We start from the raw sequence: 18,195 nt of genomic DNA, 5'->3' as shown, positions 1-18,195 counted from the left end.
ATAGAACAAATCTCTAGCTTGAACAGTTAAAAATGATTGGTTCAAGCTAGAGATGTTCCACCCTGTTACCTCTTTATGTTTTATTGGATAAGCGACATATGACTCTATCTATCATGACACCGTCTAATCGTACCGCATTGTGTACAGCGAAGATCTCGGCGCTGTCATTGGCAATGTTGCTTATGCAATCAAATATGGCATTCGCTGCGCCTGAATCACTTGTGCAGATAATCAACAATACTGCTCAAGCCACCTACAATGTCAACAAACAAAATGACATAGCTATTACTAGTGCCTCAAACAAAGTACAAGTTAAAGTCTCAAACCTACCGGAATACGGTATCAGCTTGACTCAGCAGCCATTACTTACTGTCATGCCAAATGCCTTGGTAAACTGGGTCAATGTTCTCACCAATACCAGCTACAGCGATGAGACGGTCAAGCTGACATTAGACGTATCGCCAACGCTATCGAACTTAAAGGTTTATCAAGACCTTAATAAAAACGGCATTGTTGACAGTGCTGATAGTGAAATACTTTTTGATAACTTAAGCGCCCAGATCAAGCTTGGGCATAACGAAAGCCTTCAGCTTATTGTGCAAGCTTTGTCAGATGCAAATGGTAAAAGCGGCGATACGGCTGATATCAAAATTGGCGCGGTGGTCTTAGAAGATCCGTCTGTATCAAAAGCTCATGCTACTGATGAGTTAATCATTGTTGAGCCTGATATAGCTTTTACTACTCCTAAGTTCGATGAAAACAAAACCACCTCTCAGCTCAATGAAAACATCTATATCGATGCCAGCTACGCCCAGTGTAATGTTCAGCCTGAAAAACCAGATCAAGTATGGGTGACAATTATATCTTCACTAACAGGTGACAAATACTCATTAAAAGCGATTGAGACAGGCAATAACACAGGTAAATACCAGCTGTCGGCACCAACGCAAAACAATGCCAATGCTATTGATGACAAAATTATTCAGACATTAGTAAACGATACCTTAACTGCCAGCTTAGACGCTTGTATTGCTCCTTCTGTCGGTACGGGTGTAAATGAGCTACCAAATGATAGCGACTTTACGGTACGTATTGACGACTTAGATACGCAAATCAATATTATCGATGATACTCCAAGCCTTATTGTGACCAAAGAGAGTGATGTCAAAAGTGCCGAGCTTGGTGATTACGTCAGTTACACCATCAATGTCACCAATAGCAGCACCTCTACCGCTTTTGACGTGCAGCTAAAAGATGCGTTGCCGCGTGGTTTTGATTACGTTAATGGTAGCGTGCGCGTTGGCCAAAGCGCTGAGATCAATAAAGCACAAACGACCGAATTTAAGACTGACGGCAAGTATCAGGTGCTAAGCTTGGGTAACATGCCAAGCGGTGAAAGTAAAAAAATCACTTACCGTGTGTTAGTCGGTGCAGCCTCATTGGGCGGTGATGGTATCAATCGTGCGACGGCGGTAGCGAATAACGGCCAAGGTCAAAGCGTGTCGTCAAGAGAAGCACAATGGAAAATTGAGGTAGAGCGCGGCACAATAAACACCGATGGTATCATTGTAGGCAAGGTCTACCATGATATTAATCGTGATGGTATTCAACAAAAAGAAGATGGCGAGCTGGGTGTCGCAGGCGTACGTATTTACATGGAAAATGGCAATTTTGTCGTAACCGATCCTGAAGGTAAATATAATTTTTATGGTGTGAGTGCCAAGACTCATGTTTTAAAAGTTGATCGTACAACGCTTCCTAACGCAACTGAAATGGTCACTCAAAGCAATCGTAATGCTGGTGATGCGGGTAGCCGATTTGTTGATTTAAAATATGGTGAATTGCATCGTGCTGACTTCGGTATCGTAGGCGGTATGGATGATAGTACTGATCGCTTAAACGCAGAGCTGGTAGCTCGTAGCAAATCAGTGGGCACTAAAAACGATGCCCTTGAGCAAGCCGTAAAAACAGAACTGACGTTAGACCCTGACTACAATCGCAGCTACAAAGATAATATTCAAGCCAGCGGCTGTAACATCAATGGCGAACTAGACTTAGGCAGTAACTGCGACTCCGCTATCGTCAATGACATGGTTCATCCAGTAGCCAGTCGTGTAGATATGGCGGTTACTACTATAGCGCCACCAGCAGAAAAAGAGCTAGAAGAATATTTAAAAGAAGTGGCAAACAATGAGGTTGGTTTTATCAATCTCAACGAAGGCCAACAGCTCAGTACTTATAAGCAAATGGTACAAGTCCAAGCACCGCTTGGCTCATTATTTACCTTATACGCCAATGGCAAAGCGGTATCAGAACAACAAATTGGTAAAACTGCTGAACAGAAAAAACAAAGTGTCGTAGCATTTGATTATTACGCGGTTGACTTACAACGCGGTGGCAATACCTTACGCGGCGTGGCGACCGATGTGAATGGTAAGGTTATTTCTGAGCAAACCATCAAGGTATGGACACCAGAAAAACTACAAACGATTGATTATCGCACTCAAGAGCAAATGGTTACCGCTGATGGTATAAGTGAATATCAAGTCGTTATCAGCCTAAAAGATCGTGATGGTCGTCCTTATATTGCTTCAACGCCAGTCACTATCGATACCAACATTGGCCGTATCAATCTTAGTGATAGCAGCAAAGATCAAGCGGGCACTCAAGTCGTCTTATCAGGTGGCGAGCTGTTGATACCAGTCACCGCGCCGAGCGTACCAGGTAAAGGTGAGCTGGTAATCGATACTGGTAGCAGCAAACAGACCATTCCATTACAGTTCACAGCCAAACTGCGTCCACTGATTGCCGTTGGTATCGTCGAAGGTGCTATTTCGCTCAAAGACTTTGATGGTAGTAGTATCACTGATGCTCAAGGTGCATTTGAGCAAGAGCTGAATGATTTTGCTGGAAACGACGACTATACCGCATCAGGTCGTGCAGCCATGTTCCTCAAAGGCAAAGTACGCGGCGACTATTTATTGACCCTAGCTTACGATAGTGACAAAAAAGGCGAGCGCCTTTTCCGTGATATTGATCCTGGTGAGTACTATCCGGTCTATGGCGATTCATCTGCAAAAGGCTTTGATGCGCAATCAACTAGCAAGCTCTATGTGCGTCTGGACAAAGGCCGCTCGTTTGCTATGTATGGCGATCTAAAAACCCAAATTGACAATGATGAAGGTATCAAACTTGGACAGTACAACCGTACGTTGACTGGTCTAAAAGCGCAGTTTGAAGACAATAATACTCGCGTAACTGCATTTTTGGCAGAGACCAGCACTAGCCAGCGTGTGAACGAGACTCGCGGTTTGGGTATTTCTGGGCCATATCCACTTGCTGAAGATTTTGATGCGGTACTAGAAAATTCTGAAACGGTTGAAGTAATCACCCGTGACGCCAATAACCCTGGACTCATCATTAATCGTGAAACTCTGACTCGCTTTGCTGATTATGAAATTGACCCGATTAGCCGTAGCTTATTTTTAAAATCACCAATTGCCAGCCAAGATATTGAAGGCAATCCTATTTATATTCGTGTCACTGTAGAAGTGGATGAAGGTGGTGAGGACTATTTAGTTGGCGGTATCGCTGCTAAACAACAGCTTACTAACAAAATCTCTATCGGTGGTAGCTATATCAATAGCGATGACCCACTGAACAAAGAAGAGCTTGCTAGTATCAATAGCGTTATCAAATTCAATGACAAATTAAAGCTGGTTGCTGAATACGCGATGAATAAAGCTGAGAACCCAAATTTTCAGGCAAGCAATCAGATCAATACGACAGAGTTAGACGACAACAATGTGAAAGGTGATGCATTACGTGTCGAGCTTGACTTTGACAATAAGAAAAACACGCGTGCCAAGGCTTATTATAATGATGCTGACGAAGGGTTTGTCACTGGTGCGTCACCGCTTACCGCTGGACGTACGGAGTCTGGCGTAGAAGTTATCCATAAGCTAAACAATAAAAAAACTGCCCTGAAGTTAGAAGGTATATATACCGAAGACCATACTACCAAAGCGAGTCGTGAAGGCGTACAAGCCAGTATCGAGCAACGCCTGAGCGAAAATGTCGTTGGCGAAATCGGTGTCCGCTACTATAAGCAAGACGCCACTGCTGCCTCGCGTAATACGCAAGCCGCCACAGATGTTGTAGATATCACTGATGACACACTGTTTAACGATGACATTATCAACCAGTCTGCATTAAGTAGCGTGAGTAATGCTGATAAAGACATCGAAGGCACGACCGTTCGTGCTCGTGTTACCTCTCGCCTGCCTAAGTTAAATAATAGCTTAGTATTTGCAGAATATGAGCAGGATATCGACCACAGCTCACGCAACGCCACCTCTATCGGCGGCGAAACGCCTATTGGAAACTTAGGTCGATTGTACGCGCGTCATGACTTGATCAATAGCCTATCTGGCACTTATGGTCTTGATGATACGGATGAGCGTCAACGCACCGTGGTTGGTTTTGATGCCAACTATATGAAAGATGGTAAAGTCTATAGCGAATATCGTATGCGTGATGCTATTAGCGCACGTGAAGCTGAAGCCGCTCTCGGTCTAAAAAACAAATGGTATGTACAAGAAGGTTTGACGGTAAACACGTTACTTGAGCGTGTTGAATCACTCGAAGGTGAAGAAAACAACACCGCAACAGCGGCAGGTTTTGGCGTCGAATACCTTGCCAAGCAAAATTACAAAGCGTCAGGTCGTGTCGAAAAACGTTGGGGTGAAACGAGCGACACGTTACTTGGTAGCGCCGGCATTGCTTATCGTTATACTGATGAGATTACCTTACTTGCCAAAGATACCTATTCACGCATTGACTATAATGATGGCGATCGCACAATCAATCGCTTCCAATTAGGCGCGGCTTATCGTGATTACGATAGCAATCAGCTAGACATGCTTGCAAAGCTTGAGTATCGCTTGGATGATAATAATACGGGTGATGACAATTATCAAAAAGACACGACCGTTTGGTCATGGAATGGTAACTATCATCCAACGCGTCCGCTGACACTGTCTGGTCGCTACGCCGGTAAATATACAGAATACGAGGCAGATGGTCTGACCAGTGATAACACAGCTCATGCTGTTTACGGTCGTGGACTGTATGACATCAGCGAGCGCTGGGATGTTGGGTTGCAAGCTGGCACGTACTGGAACAATCAAGCAAATGACTTGGCTTATATGCTTGGCGCTGAAGTTGGCTATAGCCCAATGACCAATCTTTGGTTGTCTCTTGGCTACAACTTTATGGGATTCGAGGACGAAGACATTGCTTATGATGATAGTACGCAAGAAGGTGCTTACTTTAGACTGCGCTTCAAGTTTGATGAAAACCTATTCAAACGTGAAGACCCACGCAAAAACAAGCGTCTAAGTAGTGACTCTACTCAAATCAGCGATATTAGCTTATAGTGTTGCTGATGATGCCTTAAATCATGCCTGATAACAATGTCACCCTGATGGTTTTGGCATTATGATTTGCTAGACCAGAGACAACAAAATCAGCGCTAATAATGGTAAATACCAACACTTATTACCTTCACATAAGGTTTGCATCATGCTTAAAGCTGCCATTAATACCATTGCCCATACCCAACCAATACGGGCTACGCTCTCAGCATTATTACTTTTGAGTGTGGCCTCACTTGCGTCAGCGGCAGATAACATCGCTACCGATACGGTTCAAACCGTTAACACAAAGAGTACTGTAGACTGTCGCACTGATATCGAGACACACACCCCTTCTTATAAATACAAAAGTGAGCAGCAACGTGTGCTTAACTGTATGATAAAGCAGCTACAGCCCTATCAGCAAAAAGACAAAACAGCGCGTCAGCAATATCTGGCCTATAAAGCGCAAGCATGGCTGAATTATGCGATTCATCAAGACAGTATGAATAGCCGCTCACCTGCTGGCTCTGTGGCGGTAGACATGGCAGAGTCTATATTGCACGCGCTAAAAAATGATACCGCACAAGACATTACTCTACAGCAAGACATTCCGACTACCTCTGCTCTAATGCGTCCCGATTTATGGGCAACGCTGAGCGCGCTCAAAGACAGTGATGGTATAGAGTCAGCACCACGTAAGATGGCCTTTAGCGAAGTGGCTTTGATTTGGGCTGCAACCAATCAGTGCGAGCGAGGTTGGCGCGAGTCCGGTATACATTTTCGTATGGCAGATCGCTGGCTTGAGCAAGCACGCGAAGCTTATATCAATGTCCATGATTCTCAGACTAACGTCGCTTTGGAAAAACGAATCGTCGATTACTATAAGCAGTATGCACCTTTAGATGCCAGCGATGACGTCTGCCGTGGACAAATATTGACGCCCTCGGGACAATAACAAAAAAGCCGACATTTAATGTCGGCTTTTTTATCGCTATTCAATAGTATTTAACCAGCTGTCTTAGCGATTTTTACGCGGTAACTTCTCTGGCAAGTAACAACGTAAATAAGCAATGAACGCTGTATTCGCTTCTTGGATGTATTCATCCGTAATACTCTGATGACGACGATAAGACAACGTGAATATCGCATTCACAATGCTATAAGCAATTAACAGGGTATCTTGCACGTCTTCAAAGTTTGGCATCTCATAACGCTCTGACAAACGCTTATAAACCAAATCGACGATTTGATGATCCATGTCTTCACCAAAACTGTCACCTTCAAAATCAGGTGTATTGGTATCATAAATAAGCTTGGCTTTGGTCTTGTCGTTATGGAAGATCATCACACATTGGTCAATCAGAGCCGTTAAATACCCCTGCCATCTGTCGTAATTTCCCACATCAACCGTTTCTACGATTTCTAATATCTCGATCGCATTCAAAAAACGCAATGCTAAAAAGATTGCTTCGATATTAGGGAAGAAATGATAGGCAGAAGCTCTTGGAATACCTGCCTCTTCACACACAGCCGCCAACGTAATATCGTTAATCGCTTGTGTTTCACTTAACTTCTTGGCACCCGCCAAAAGTTTTTGACGACGTGCACGGCCTTGCTGGCTGGTAAACTTGAACTTATTTGGAACAAGTTTTTTTGCCAGTTCCGAATCTACCAACACATCTTCAATTTTTTCGTCTTTGTTTTCGCTCATTGTAAGTCTCTTAAAATTACACCCTAATTTATAAAAGTAGTCTTCATTGGAAGATATTCCTCCTAATTAAAGAAATATTTCCTATCAGTCAATAATATAATGCTAGTATCAGCGCTATAAGACTCATTGGAAAGGCATCATAAACGCTTGTACACTATCAAGCAAGGGAGATGAATGGGTTAAAATAATGTACAGATCAACAATTTAGTCAAGCTGACCATGAATTGTAATAAAATTAATCGTTCAATTAAAACTAATCATTAAGTTTGATTTTCGCCCTTATAATACCATGATCAATGACTCTATCTGCATAATCCCACTTCAAATGGTCATTAAAATAGTCTACTCGCTCCACTTGACCAAGTGAAAACTTGCTATCAGGCAAAAACTCTTCTGATACAAACAATTGATCGATTACTTCGGGCATACCCTGATATATATGAGTATAGGCCACATCTCTCATCCAATCATAGCGTGACTGAATGCGAGCTGCATCAAATAAGGCAACATCACGCATACTCTTATCATAGTTAACTTCGCCAGTCTCAGCCATTAACTGCGTGGTAACGCTACCAGTGACATCGTTCATGTCCCCTAACAAGATTAGCGGCTCGCGAGTATGGTGTAAGCGCTCTATGATAGACATACGAATAGAGGCTGCCTCTGCAGCACGCATACATAAACTACGAAGTTTGGCACGGACTCGAATATTTGGATCATCCGTATCTTCTAATAAATGACCATTTTCATCACGCAAGAAAAAAGCACGTTTACTTTTTAAATGGGTCGTCACAATCGTTATTGGCTGACCATATGCATTGACACGTAACATCAGTGGTGGACGATTAAAACGTTTATATAGTCCAATGTCAGGTATATCAATCACAGCTTTTGGCAAAATGTCTTCTAGTAAACTGCATTCTAATTGCTCGAAACGACTGATAATACCAACAGCAGGCGTATTTTGTGCTCCTCTACCTTGAGTATATGCACTGGCACTATCATTACTCGCCAGTGGTGCTACAACATGCTTAGGCTCAAACCCTAAAGATACAGCCAGCTCTTCAAGTGCCTGACTGTCCCATACCTCTTGTACTGCAATAATATCGGCATGCGCCTTTGCTAGTAAATCAGTAATACCGCGCAATTTATGCTGATATTGGCGCTGACTATAGGCGGGCGCATTTTCATAATAAATACGATCAGGATTGGCAAAATTGAGTAAATTGGCTGTCGCAATATAAAACTGTTTCTGACCACTATCTTCCATATTACTCATCCTAAATGATCTATTATATTTATTGAAAACTTATATTGTAGAGTTTAATTTATTACAAATTTATTTGCAGCAAAAAAGCCTCCAAAGATTACTTTGGAAGCTTTAAATTAGCACAAATCTCACTGGTTTTGTTTGGTAAAAGAACCAACTCTACAATCAAACTAACTCTTGTTATATGAGAGTAATATAATAGGTTGTTCAATTACGCAAGGTAGTTAAGCGCCTAAAAATATTATCCTTTTTCGAATCTGTAATGATATTAGGAAATACGGTTCCAAGCATCAGCTGATGCTCTACGGGCTTCATTCCATTCCATACGAGACTCACCCTTTACTTCATGCCATGAGCGTTCTAAATCTGCTTCGTGATCTTCAAAACGAGCATCGGCAGGATAACGGGCGCGGTTAGCATAACCTACTGCGTATGCTGGGTGTAAATCGCGGTCAAAATCATAACCTTCTTTATAATAATCTGCATTTGCATGCTCAGCGCGCCAGTAGGCTTCTTCATGCGTTGGGTCAATGGCTTCTGCTGCTGCATGTCCTGCACCGCCACCAACGATAGCACCAATAGCACCACCAATTAGAGTACCTAATGGACCTGCCATCGTACCAATAGCTGCACCTGCTGCTGCTCCGCCTACGCCACCAATACCTGTACCCACTGGATGAGAACCTGGTTCACCTGTGATGATATCAGCATTTAGGTCTTTTTTTGTCTCTTTAGACATGTGTTTTACTTCGCTACTATCGATAGCGTCATGATTGTCTATCATATTGTCATTGTCATGTAAGACACCTCTATTACCGTCTAACATAGGATCAGCACCAGCTACTCTACGCTGATTGTCATCAATAATTCGTTCTCTATCACCGACTTCTAAGTAATCATCATCAGCAACTACACGGTTATTAGGGTCTGTAATGCGGCCATCGTTATTCATAATATCTTCCTTAAATTCGTTTTTATATATTAGTATTTATTGGTTACTAACTTATCTTCAAATAATAAATTAGTGGTCTTACTTAATTCTTCTAAAGTATAGAAACTTATAGGGGAAGACAGATAGACGGATTATGTAAACTATGTCCTACTTGCGATTGTCTTGCGTTACAGCCTGTATCTTTATAACTATTTTGTAGAGTGGCAGAGCACTTTACGTAATATCTCATTATCTAGTTATTGTGTTTTCATGTATACAGTCGTTCATTGATAGAGTATTTTTTATAAGACAATCAACGCTCTATCAATGGCTTGCTGCCATTTGCTTAGATGTTGCTCACGCATATCGTTCGACATCTGAGGTTCAAAAATTCGATCAACTTGCCAAGAAGCTTGTATCGTAGCTTCATCGTACAAGCCAGTTTTTAGACCAGCAAGTAACGCTACACCTTTAGCCGTGACCTCTGTGTCTTTTGGACGTAATACTGGTACATTAAGCAAATCTGCTTGAAACTGCATTAACAAGTCATTATTCGCGGCCCCACCATCTACTCTTAATTCAGTAAGCGGATGAGGACTGTCTTTTTGCATTGCTATCAGCACGTCGTAAGTTTGATAAGCGACTGCTTCTAATGCTGCACGTGCGATATGGGCCTTGGTCGTACCGCGACTAATTCCAGTAATGCTAGCACTGACATCTGAACGCCAGTAGGGTGCACCAAGTCCCGTAAAAGCTGGTAATAACACCACATCTTCACTACTATCGACCTGCCTTGCCAACTGCTCAATCTCATCACTTTTTTGAATCATACCCAGATTATCACGCAGCCATTGGACGATTGCCCCTGCCATAAACACACTGCCTTCGAGCGCATAAGTGACTTCTTTTTTGGGCGGTTGCAACATGCGTCGGCCTGACTTTACAATTTGCTCAAGTGATAGACTGTCAGAGCGAAACGATGCCGATTTTTTTTGCCAAGCAATGGTAGTCAATAGCTTATGTTCACTAAGCTTAGGTTTTGTCCCAATGTTCATTAATAAAAAACACCCTGTACCATACGTATTTTTTGCCATGCCAGCATCTAGGCAGCCTTGTCCAAAAAGTGCGGCATGCTGGTCACCCAACACTGCGTGTATAGGGATTTGTTTGGCAAAGAGGCCTTTTTTAGTTTTACCGAAGTCACCATCAGATGGCAAAACTTTGGGCAACAAATTCATAGGTATGGCAAAACGTGCACACAACTCCTCTGACCACTCCATTTTATTGATGTCATATAGTAGAGTGCGAGAAGCGTTGGTGACATCAATGACATGCTCACCGCCTGTTAGCTTATATATGAGCCAACTGTCTATCGTACCGACAGCTATTTCGTCGTTGTCAATGCGCGCCCGCCATTTAGGATTGTGCTCTAACAGCCAAGCAATCTTACTGGCGCTAAAATACGGATCCAAGCGCAGGCCTGTTATACGTTGCACATCGCTTGATATATCGCTTTGGCTATCATGAGAGGTGTTAGTAGTCAGCTTTTTGCAATAGCTTGCTGTACGTCTGTCTTGCCAAATAATTGCTGGCGCTAATGGTTTACCAGTTTTTTTGTCCCAAACCACGATAGACTCGCGCTGATTGGTAATCGCAATACTGGTGACATCAGTGGCAAGCAGTCCTGCCTGATTGATAACATCATGCGCGCAACTAATTTGCGTCTGCCAGATTTGTTGTGCATCTTGTTCAACAAATCCTGCCTGCGGCGTTTTAAGGATCGTTGGCTGCTGTACCATTTTGATTGGACGCGCATGATCGTCGTACAATATTGCCCGACTTGAGGTTGTCCCTTGATCTAAAGCCAAAATATATCCTGACATCACTCACACCCTATCTTATCTCAGTCATTTATCATTGATATTTTATAGTCATTTATCTGTTACTTGCACATATTTATAGTCTTTCACATGATCAGTCATTAAAATATGGTTAGTTAAGCATGAAGGCTCTTAGCGGTTATATGTGGTAGTCAGACAAATAATTCAGATTTTTGGAATATAACATACATCAGCACCGGCGACGCTTAATAGCTCTTTAATCGACACACAATAATATGAACGCCTCTGCAACTTATCCCTTAACTGTTTGATAAACCTTTTATTGTGGTTAAATAAGCGATGTGGTTGCCTTTTTTGAACTCAAACAGCTAACATAAAACCATTGTGCATTCAACGCAAAATAGACAAATACTGAGCATTGACCCGTCACCATTGTGCCACTACAGTGTACGTTTTATCATGAGTAACAAAATTCTAGTTTCTGATACTGGTTTTCATTGATGATCTTTAGCACTCCTTGCTTTTGATAATATTCATGCTTTACACAATTTTAAAATATCTTGCTTTCTAATTAATGGCTTACATGACTTATGAAATTTGCCTTATCGATGCTGTCTACTGCTGTGATAACGACTATGCTGATGGGTTTGGCTACTCCAGCCATCGCGCAAGCTCAAGACACTGATCTTGCGCAACAAGATGACGTCATGCCAATCACTGTGACCCAAATTGTTGACGCTGATGATCCAAGCAATGTCCAAAATGAAAAAGCCACCGTTACGAATAGTAAGCCGTATCCAGTAGAACCACCGACTGGCTTGACCACCCTTATCGATCCTATTACTCATAAAAGCGTTGATAACAGCTATCCATTAGAAGTGTCTAGCTTATTGAGCCTTGAACAAGCTCAAAATATTCTATTGCAAGTTTCACCAAAAATTGCCGCCAATCAAGCAGCGATTGCCGCTAGTGAGTATCAAACGGACGCGCTTAAAACCATAGACAACCCTTTGGTGTTTGCGCGAGTATCAGCCAGTGCTTATAACTTGGATACAGATCTTGATTTATCCACGCTAAAAAGTGGCCTTATCAATGAGGTGAATGACGGTGTTACCCCTTCTCTTCCTACGCTACCTGACTTGCCAAATTTTGGAGAGTTAATCGGTGAACGTATCCCTGATTCATACGAATTAAAGCGCTCAGGTTCAACAACAGGAGCAGGCCTTGGCGTTGTATGGCCAATTTATACTGCTGGACGTACCGCGGCGTTAACAGGGGCATCTGATGCTCGAACCCAAGAAGCGCGAGCAGACAGTTTGTTAGATAAAAACGAGCTGTATAACACGTTAATTGAGCGTTATTTTAAGGCACAGCTGGCCATTATTGCTGCCTACTTACGTGACGATGCTTATGACACATTGCAGAAGACCGACCATATGGCGCAGCGACTTTTTGAAGAAGGGTTTATCTCACGCGTTGATCGCTTAGAAGCACAGTCAGCACTAGCGGATGCACAAAGTGAATCCGTCAATGCCAACAATGACGCAAGGCTTGCCATGATGGCTTTACAGCGTCTGTTGCGTACTGACTATCGTATCAAACCCTCAACACCACTATTTGTCTCCAGCCGACCTTTGCGAGACGTTACCTATTTTCAGGATTTGGCGCTTAATAATCATCCAGGTCTACAAAAAGTGGCTGCCAAACGCGCACAGGCGCAGCAATTACATGCGTTATCAGATACAGGTTATAAACCCACTGTTTTACTATATGGTTATGGGCAAGTTGAAAAAGATCCCAGCTGGGTCGCTGGGGTTTCTGCAAGCTGGAAACTGTGGGGTGGACTCGATAAAACCGCTTCATTGGCATCCAGCAATGCCAAAATACGTCAAGCAGATTTGTCCGAGATTGAAGTCAGTGACAATCTGTTGTTATTGGTCGAAAAGAACTGGCACGATGTCAACAATGCCCAATCACGTTATCAGGCACTACAAAGTAATGTTGATTTGGCCGCTGAGGTCTTGCGTCTACGACAATTGGGACTCCAAGAAGGCGTGAATACACCTATCGACGTCGTGCAAGCACAGACGCAGTCACTCAAAGCACGTACGGAACAAGCACAAGCAGCAAACAGTTATGTACAATCATTGGCGGCGCTGATGCAAAGCTGCGGCACGCCGCTGGCTTTCAATACTTATCTCAATGCCGCCGACATTCAATTGCCGACTTTGTATACTGAATGATGATTTTATATTAAAAATCGTAGGGTACGTAGATAAGCGCTTATACTGACTATCATACAACCACTCATCACCCTACTATTATTAATCTTATTGCGAATAACTGTCTTATGAAAAAAATAACTTCCAACTTGACCAGTGGACTGCACCCTTTATTAGAAACATGGCGTATTGCGAATAACTCCAATATTTGGGCACATTGTGCGAGTGTCGGGTATTTTGGCTTTTTGTCTATTTTTCCAGTCATGGCGGTATTTGTACTGATTTATGGTCTTGCGTTTTCGCCCGCTGAGATGCAAGAACAAATCTCACTGTTGCGTGCCTTTATACCAGATACTGTCTATGACGTTCTTAATATGCGCTTGAGTGAGTTGGTCTCTAACACCACGTCCACACTAACTTTTAGTCTTTTATTATCGAGCTTTCTCGCCCTTTATGCAGGCTCAAAAGGCATAAAATCTTTGATTATTTTGATCAATCTTGCCTTTCATATCACCCAAGAACGCAGTTTCATTCAGGGTACGATTCGAGCGGTTGGTTTAACTTTCGGGGCAGTAGTAGTCTTGATTATAGCCATCTCCTCTATCGCTATCATTCCTTTGGGGGCAGACTATTTTCCCTTCCCTCAAGTAGCTAAGACCATTGCGCTTTGGAGCAGATGGCCGATATTGGCTGGTATTATTTTCTTAAGCTTTTTAGGCCTATATCGCCTAGCCCCAAATCGTGACGCTATCGTGCTAAAACAGTTGATGCCAGGAGCGGCTTTGGCGACTGTGCTTTGGATCGTATTGTCTCTGCTGTTTTCGGTTTATGTGCAAAACTTTAATAACTATAGCGCTGAGTTTGGTGCCCTATCAGCGGCTGTGGTCATTATGCTATGGCTTTATTACTCAGCATTTATCATCGCCTTTGGTGCTATTTTTAACTCTCAAGTCATAGAAAACGGCAAACCTTATGCCATTCGTGTGTATTAATTATAAAACCTTTACTCTCAATCTTGTCGCTTTAGGAACCCTTCTGTCATGACTGAATTACCACACGAATCAGACAACTCACACAAACCAACTGATTCGACCGAGTCAGTGACCTCTCAAAATGAGCAAGCTTCAATGGATTCGACAGAAGATGTGCTTGAAGCTAAAGCCGATCAGCCCACACCCGCCTATAATCGTAGTAACGCCAAATCCAAAAGAGCTGCCTTGATAAAAAAAGGCATTCTCGCTTTAGTGTTTTTGATAGTAGTGGGCGTCATTGCTTACGGTTTGTATAAGAGCAATCAGCACAGCAAGCCTGAAATTGTCACCTTACAAGGTCAGATGCAAATGCAGCAAACCTCCATTGCAGCAAAAGTATCTGGACGTATTGCTCAAATATTAGTGACAGAGGGCGATACTGTGACGGTGGGTCAGCAGCTAATTGAAATGGATTCACCTGAGATTAATGCCAAAATCAACCAAGCACGCGCTGGCAAACAGATGGCACAAAGTCAGTTAGATAAAGCAGAAAACGGGGCGCGTCCACAAGAAATCGCTCAAGCAAAAGCAGCATGGCAGGCCAATAAAGCTGCTTCTGATTTGGCAGAAAATACGTATCAGCGTGTCAATCGCCTGTATGAAGAAGGGCTCATGGCGCGGCAAAAACGCGACGAAGCCTATGCACAATATTTGGCCACTCAAGACCAGACCGAAGCGTCGCGCTTACAATACGATTTGGCGATGGAAGGCACACGCAGTGAAGACAAGTCTGCTGCCAGCGCGCAAGTCGCCCAAGTCGATGCTCAACTAGACGAAGCTTTAGTCGCAAAAGAAGAGGCGAATCTAAAAAGTCCCATTTCTGGTATCGTCGATAATATTATTGTCAATGCGGGTGAAGTTATTGGGCAAGGCGTGCCAATCTTAACGCTCGTTAATACCAACGATCAGTGGGTAGTACTCAACGTCACCGAAGCGCATTTGAATCAGTTTGCGATTGGTCAGCAATTTAACGGTACGATTCCAGCACTATCATCAACCAATAAGCCTTATACCAAGCAGTTTACGGTTTATGCCACTTCGACGTTATCTGACTTTGCCACTTGGCGCTCAACCAATAATGATGATGGCTTTGATGTGCGTACGTTTGAAGTGAAAGCACGTCCGAGCACGCCTGACGCCCGTATACGCTCAGGTATGAGCGTTGTGGTACGTATTGATCCTACTACTGTTCGTCAGACCCAAGAGTAAGTCATGAGTTTAACTAAGCTGAATGGGGCTTTTATACGCAGCGCTGCCTATGAACGGCGGTTTTTAACCAAAAACCCATGGGATCTTAGTATGGTGGTTTGGCTACCGCTAATAACCGTACTCATGATCTGGTGGATATTCTCACAGACTCAGATTACCGACTTGCCCATTGGCGTGATGGATCAAGACAATGGCCCTGTTGCCAATACTGCTGTACGTTATTTGGAAGCCAGTCCTACTTTGACCGTAAGACAGCTTTATTACTCAGATACTGAGGCACAGGCGGCAATCTTACAGCGCGATGTGTATGCCACCGTGGTTATTCCTGAGAACTTTTCTCGCAATATTTTGTCTGGTAAGTCGGCTCCGCTAATATTGCATGTCAATGCGCAGTATGGCACGCATTCAGGCATTATTCAGACCAGTGTTCAGGCGGTTGCTGGTACGTTATCAGCAGGGGTTGAGATACAGCGTTTGGTCAAAAAAGGCATGTCACCAGCACAAGCAGCCATTGCCTACTCGCCTATTAAAATACAGCGTATCAGCTTGTTTAACGCCGCCACCAATTACCAACAGTTTTTGGCATCAACCGTTATCCCTGCTTTATTACATATTTTGGCGATGGTCATTGGTGCAACCACGATTGGTCGTGAATTACGCGATAAAAACCTTGGTCATTGGTATCATTTTATCAATAAGCATCAGCTAGGCCATAAAATCGATGAACCAGCCAGCGTTTTGGTCATATTATTTGGGTTGTTGGGCAAATATTTCTGGCCTACAGTGGCGTATAGTGTTTGGGCAATGCTGGCATTATGGCTCGCCACACCTCAAACATCGGTCGCCATTGACTCAATTGTTATCACTTACATCGGTTTGATACTACTGATGATGCTGTCTTTTTGGCTGGGCGCTATCTTTACCTTGGGTGCATTCTCATTGCGTATGGGATTGTCTTCTACTGCCTTTATCTCAGCACCTTCATACGCTTTTGCTGGGGTGACTTTTCCTTATATTGCCATTAGTGAGAGTGCCAAACATTGGTCAGATGCATTGCCACTCACTCATTATTTAAAGTTGCACATTGCGCAATTACAGATGCAGGCGCCTGTAGCCGTGTCGCTACCGATTGTTTATGGCCTGACCCTTGCCACAGTGATTGCTATGGTTTTAACTGCGCTACTGACCAAACGTGCGCTTGCGCATCCTGAGCGTTGGGGAGCACGCTAATGTCATTAACATCGAAAAACCACTCATCTACCACGGCAGATGATTCCAGCGAGTACTCCTCACAACATTTTTTAGGCAGTTTTTTACAGACGCTTAAAGACGTATTTTCTGATAAGGGGGTGCTTTTATTACTCATGATTGCGCCAATTATTTATGGATTCTTTTATCCTTGGCCTTATTCAACAGAGGTGGTTAATCATGTGCCTGTGGGTATCGTTGATAACGACAACAGCAACTTATCACGAACCATCGTTCGTTATGCAAGCGCCAGCCCGCAACTAGATACACAGCGTTTTCTTAGTGAACAAGAAGCCAAAGCGGCTATGTGGTCAGATGACATTGCTGGCTATATGGTGATTCCCAGTGGACTTGAGCAGCAGGTAATGTCCGGAAAAGAAGCCAGTGTCAGTGTTCTGGGTAATGGTGGTTACTTTTTATTGAATAAAAACGTACAAACTGGATTTTTAAAAGCCGTTAGCACGGTGTCTGCTGGCATTGAAATCAAAAAAAATGTGGCTCAAGGCGCTTATCTCGCAACTGCTGCCGCTAATACCCAAGCGGTACCATTAAAAATCATCCCTTTATACAATCAAACTGAAGGTTATGGCGCTTACGTTGTGCCAGCAGTGTCTATTCTTATTTTGCAACAGACGCTTTTAATGTCAACCGCTATGCTGGTCGGTACGTGGTATGAACAGCGACGTCATAGAGCCAGTGTAAGGGGCTGGCTTGGTCGTATTGCAGCTCTAAGCACTTTTGGTTTTATGACTGGCTGCTTTTATTATGGTTGGGCCTTTGAGCTACATCATTATGCGCGCGGACAGAATATGATCGGTAGCCTGCTATTTTTACTACTATTTTGTCCTACAGTGGCGACGCTTGGCTGTGTGCTTGGACTGTGGTTCCGTCAACGTGAGCGCAGTATGCAGCTTTTGATTTTTAGCTCACTACCGATGTTCTTTGTCAGCGGCTACCCTTGGCCTGCCTATCAACTTCCAGAGTTTTTACAAATCATCCGCTGGCTCATACCAACCACGCCTGCCATCAATACTTCTGTCCAGCTGAACCAAATGGGCGCCAGTCTCTCTCAAGTTGCACTGGGATTCTATGCATTGGCAGGACTGTGGGTACTTTATTTTATGTTGCTGATGCTGATACGTTGGTACGACTGCGTACAGCAGCGTAAAGCTCTGCTATAACCTATCCTACCCTTTATAAACAGTGAAGCTGCTTTTTAATTAATGCTTTTATTAATACAAAGATGAAAAAAAGCGCCTACTTGTTCGGTAGACGCTTTTTTATTTGTACTATTTGCAAGACCTTACGATCAATA

11 protein-coding genes are annotated in these 18,195 nt (G+C 43.2%); 7 read left to right on the top strand and 4 right to left on the bottom strand.

The genetic code is table 11. From position 1 onward, the window contains the following. Positions 1-98: 98 nt before the first annotated feature. Together FW759_RS07910 and FW759_RS07905 are read left to right on the top strand one after the other, a co-directional pair. A complete protein-coding gene (locus tag FW759_RS07910; protein ID WP_446442655.1) occupies positions 99-5,438 on the top strand; it encodes an SdrD B-like domain-containing protein in 5,340 nt (1,779 codons plus the stop codon). A gap of 145 nt (positions 5,439-5,583) precedes the next feature. Continuing rightward, complete coding sequence (locus FW759_RS07905; RefSeq protein WP_446442654.1) at positions 5,584-6,372, top strand: hypothetical protein; 789 nt, start codon at positions 5,584-5,586, stop codon at positions 6,370-6,372. A 63-nt stretch (positions 6,373-6,435) separates the two neighbouring features. On the opposite strand, the gene FW759_RS07900 is transcribed toward FW759_RS07905, so the two are convergent. The 4 genes from FW759_RS07900 to glpK all read right to left on the bottom strand — a co-directional run bounded on the left by FW759_RS07900 (position 6,436) and on the right by glpK (position 11,212). Beyond that, positions 6,436-7,128: a TetR/AcrR family transcriptional regulator gene (locus FW759_RS07900; RefSeq protein WP_062844286.1), complete on the bottom strand. Its 693-nt coding sequence runs from the start codon at positions 7,126-7,128 to the stop codon at positions 6,436-6,438. Between the two features lie 253 nt (positions 7,129-7,381). Continuing rightward, positions 7,382-8,407 carry an endonuclease/exonuclease/phosphatase family protein gene (locus FW759_RS07895; protein WP_131392244.1) on the bottom strand — a complete coding sequence of 342 codons (1,026 nt, stop codon included), beginning with the start codon at positions 8,405-8,407 and terminating at the stop codon, positions 7,382-7,384. Positions 8,408-8,666: 259 nt separating this feature from the next. Further along, on the bottom strand, positions 8,667-9,182 hold the full coding sequence (locus FW759_RS07890) for a hypothetical protein (RefSeq protein ID WP_446442757.1): 516 nt from the start codon (positions 9,180-9,182) through the stop codon (positions 8,667-8,669). A gap of 449 nt (positions 9,183-9,631) precedes the next feature. After that, positions 9,632-11,212: a glycerol kinase GlpK gene (gene glpK / locus FW759_RS07885; RefSeq protein WP_446442653.1), complete on the bottom strand. Its 1,581-nt coding sequence runs from the start codon at positions 11,210-11,212 to the stop codon at positions 9,632-9,634. Between the two features lie 548 nt (positions 11,213-11,760). Here glpK and FW759_RS07880 point away from each other — a divergent pair. The 5 genes from FW759_RS07880 to FW759_RS07860 all read left to right on the top strand — a co-directional run bounded on the left by FW759_RS07880 (position 11,761) and on the right by FW759_RS07860 (position 18,061). After that, the gene (locus FW759_RS07880; protein ID WP_446442652.1) at positions 11,761-13,413 is read left to right on the top strand and encodes a TolC family protein; all 1,653 of its coding nucleotides are present in this window, start codon (positions 11,761-11,763) and stop codon (positions 13,411-13,413) included. A gap of 107 nt (positions 13,414-13,520) precedes the next feature. Beyond that, positions 13,521-14,384, top strand: a complete 864-nt coding sequence (locus FW759_RS07875) for a YihY/virulence factor BrkB family protein (protein WP_443531081.1) — start codon at positions 13,521-13,523, stop codon at positions 14,382-14,384. Positions 14,385-14,432: 48 nt separating this feature from the next. Beyond that, on the top strand, positions 14,433-15,632 hold the full coding sequence (locus tag FW759_RS07870; protein ID WP_446442651.1) for an HlyD family secretion protein: 1,200 nt from the start codon (positions 14,433-14,435) through the stop codon (positions 15,630-15,632). A gap of 3 nt (positions 15,633-15,635) precedes the next feature. Beyond that, on the top strand, positions 15,636-16,862 hold the full coding sequence (locus FW759_RS07865) for an ABC transporter permease (protein WP_446442650.1): 1,227 nt from the start codon (positions 15,636-15,638) through the stop codon (positions 16,860-16,862). After that, positions 16,862-18,061: an ABC transporter permease gene (locus FW759_RS07860; protein WP_062844279.1), complete on the top strand. Its 1,200-nt coding sequence runs from the start codon at positions 16,862-16,864 to the stop codon at positions 18,059-18,061. The genes FW759_RS07865 and FW759_RS07860 overlap by 1 nt, the downstream gene beginning before the upstream one ends. Positions 18,062-18,195 lie beyond the last annotated feature (134 nt).

It is taken from the genome of Psychrobacter sp. 1176_08 (assembly GCF_052850615.1).
Note: the sequence above shows the minus strand (reverse complement) of the source record. Positions and strands in the feature narration are given on the sequence as shown.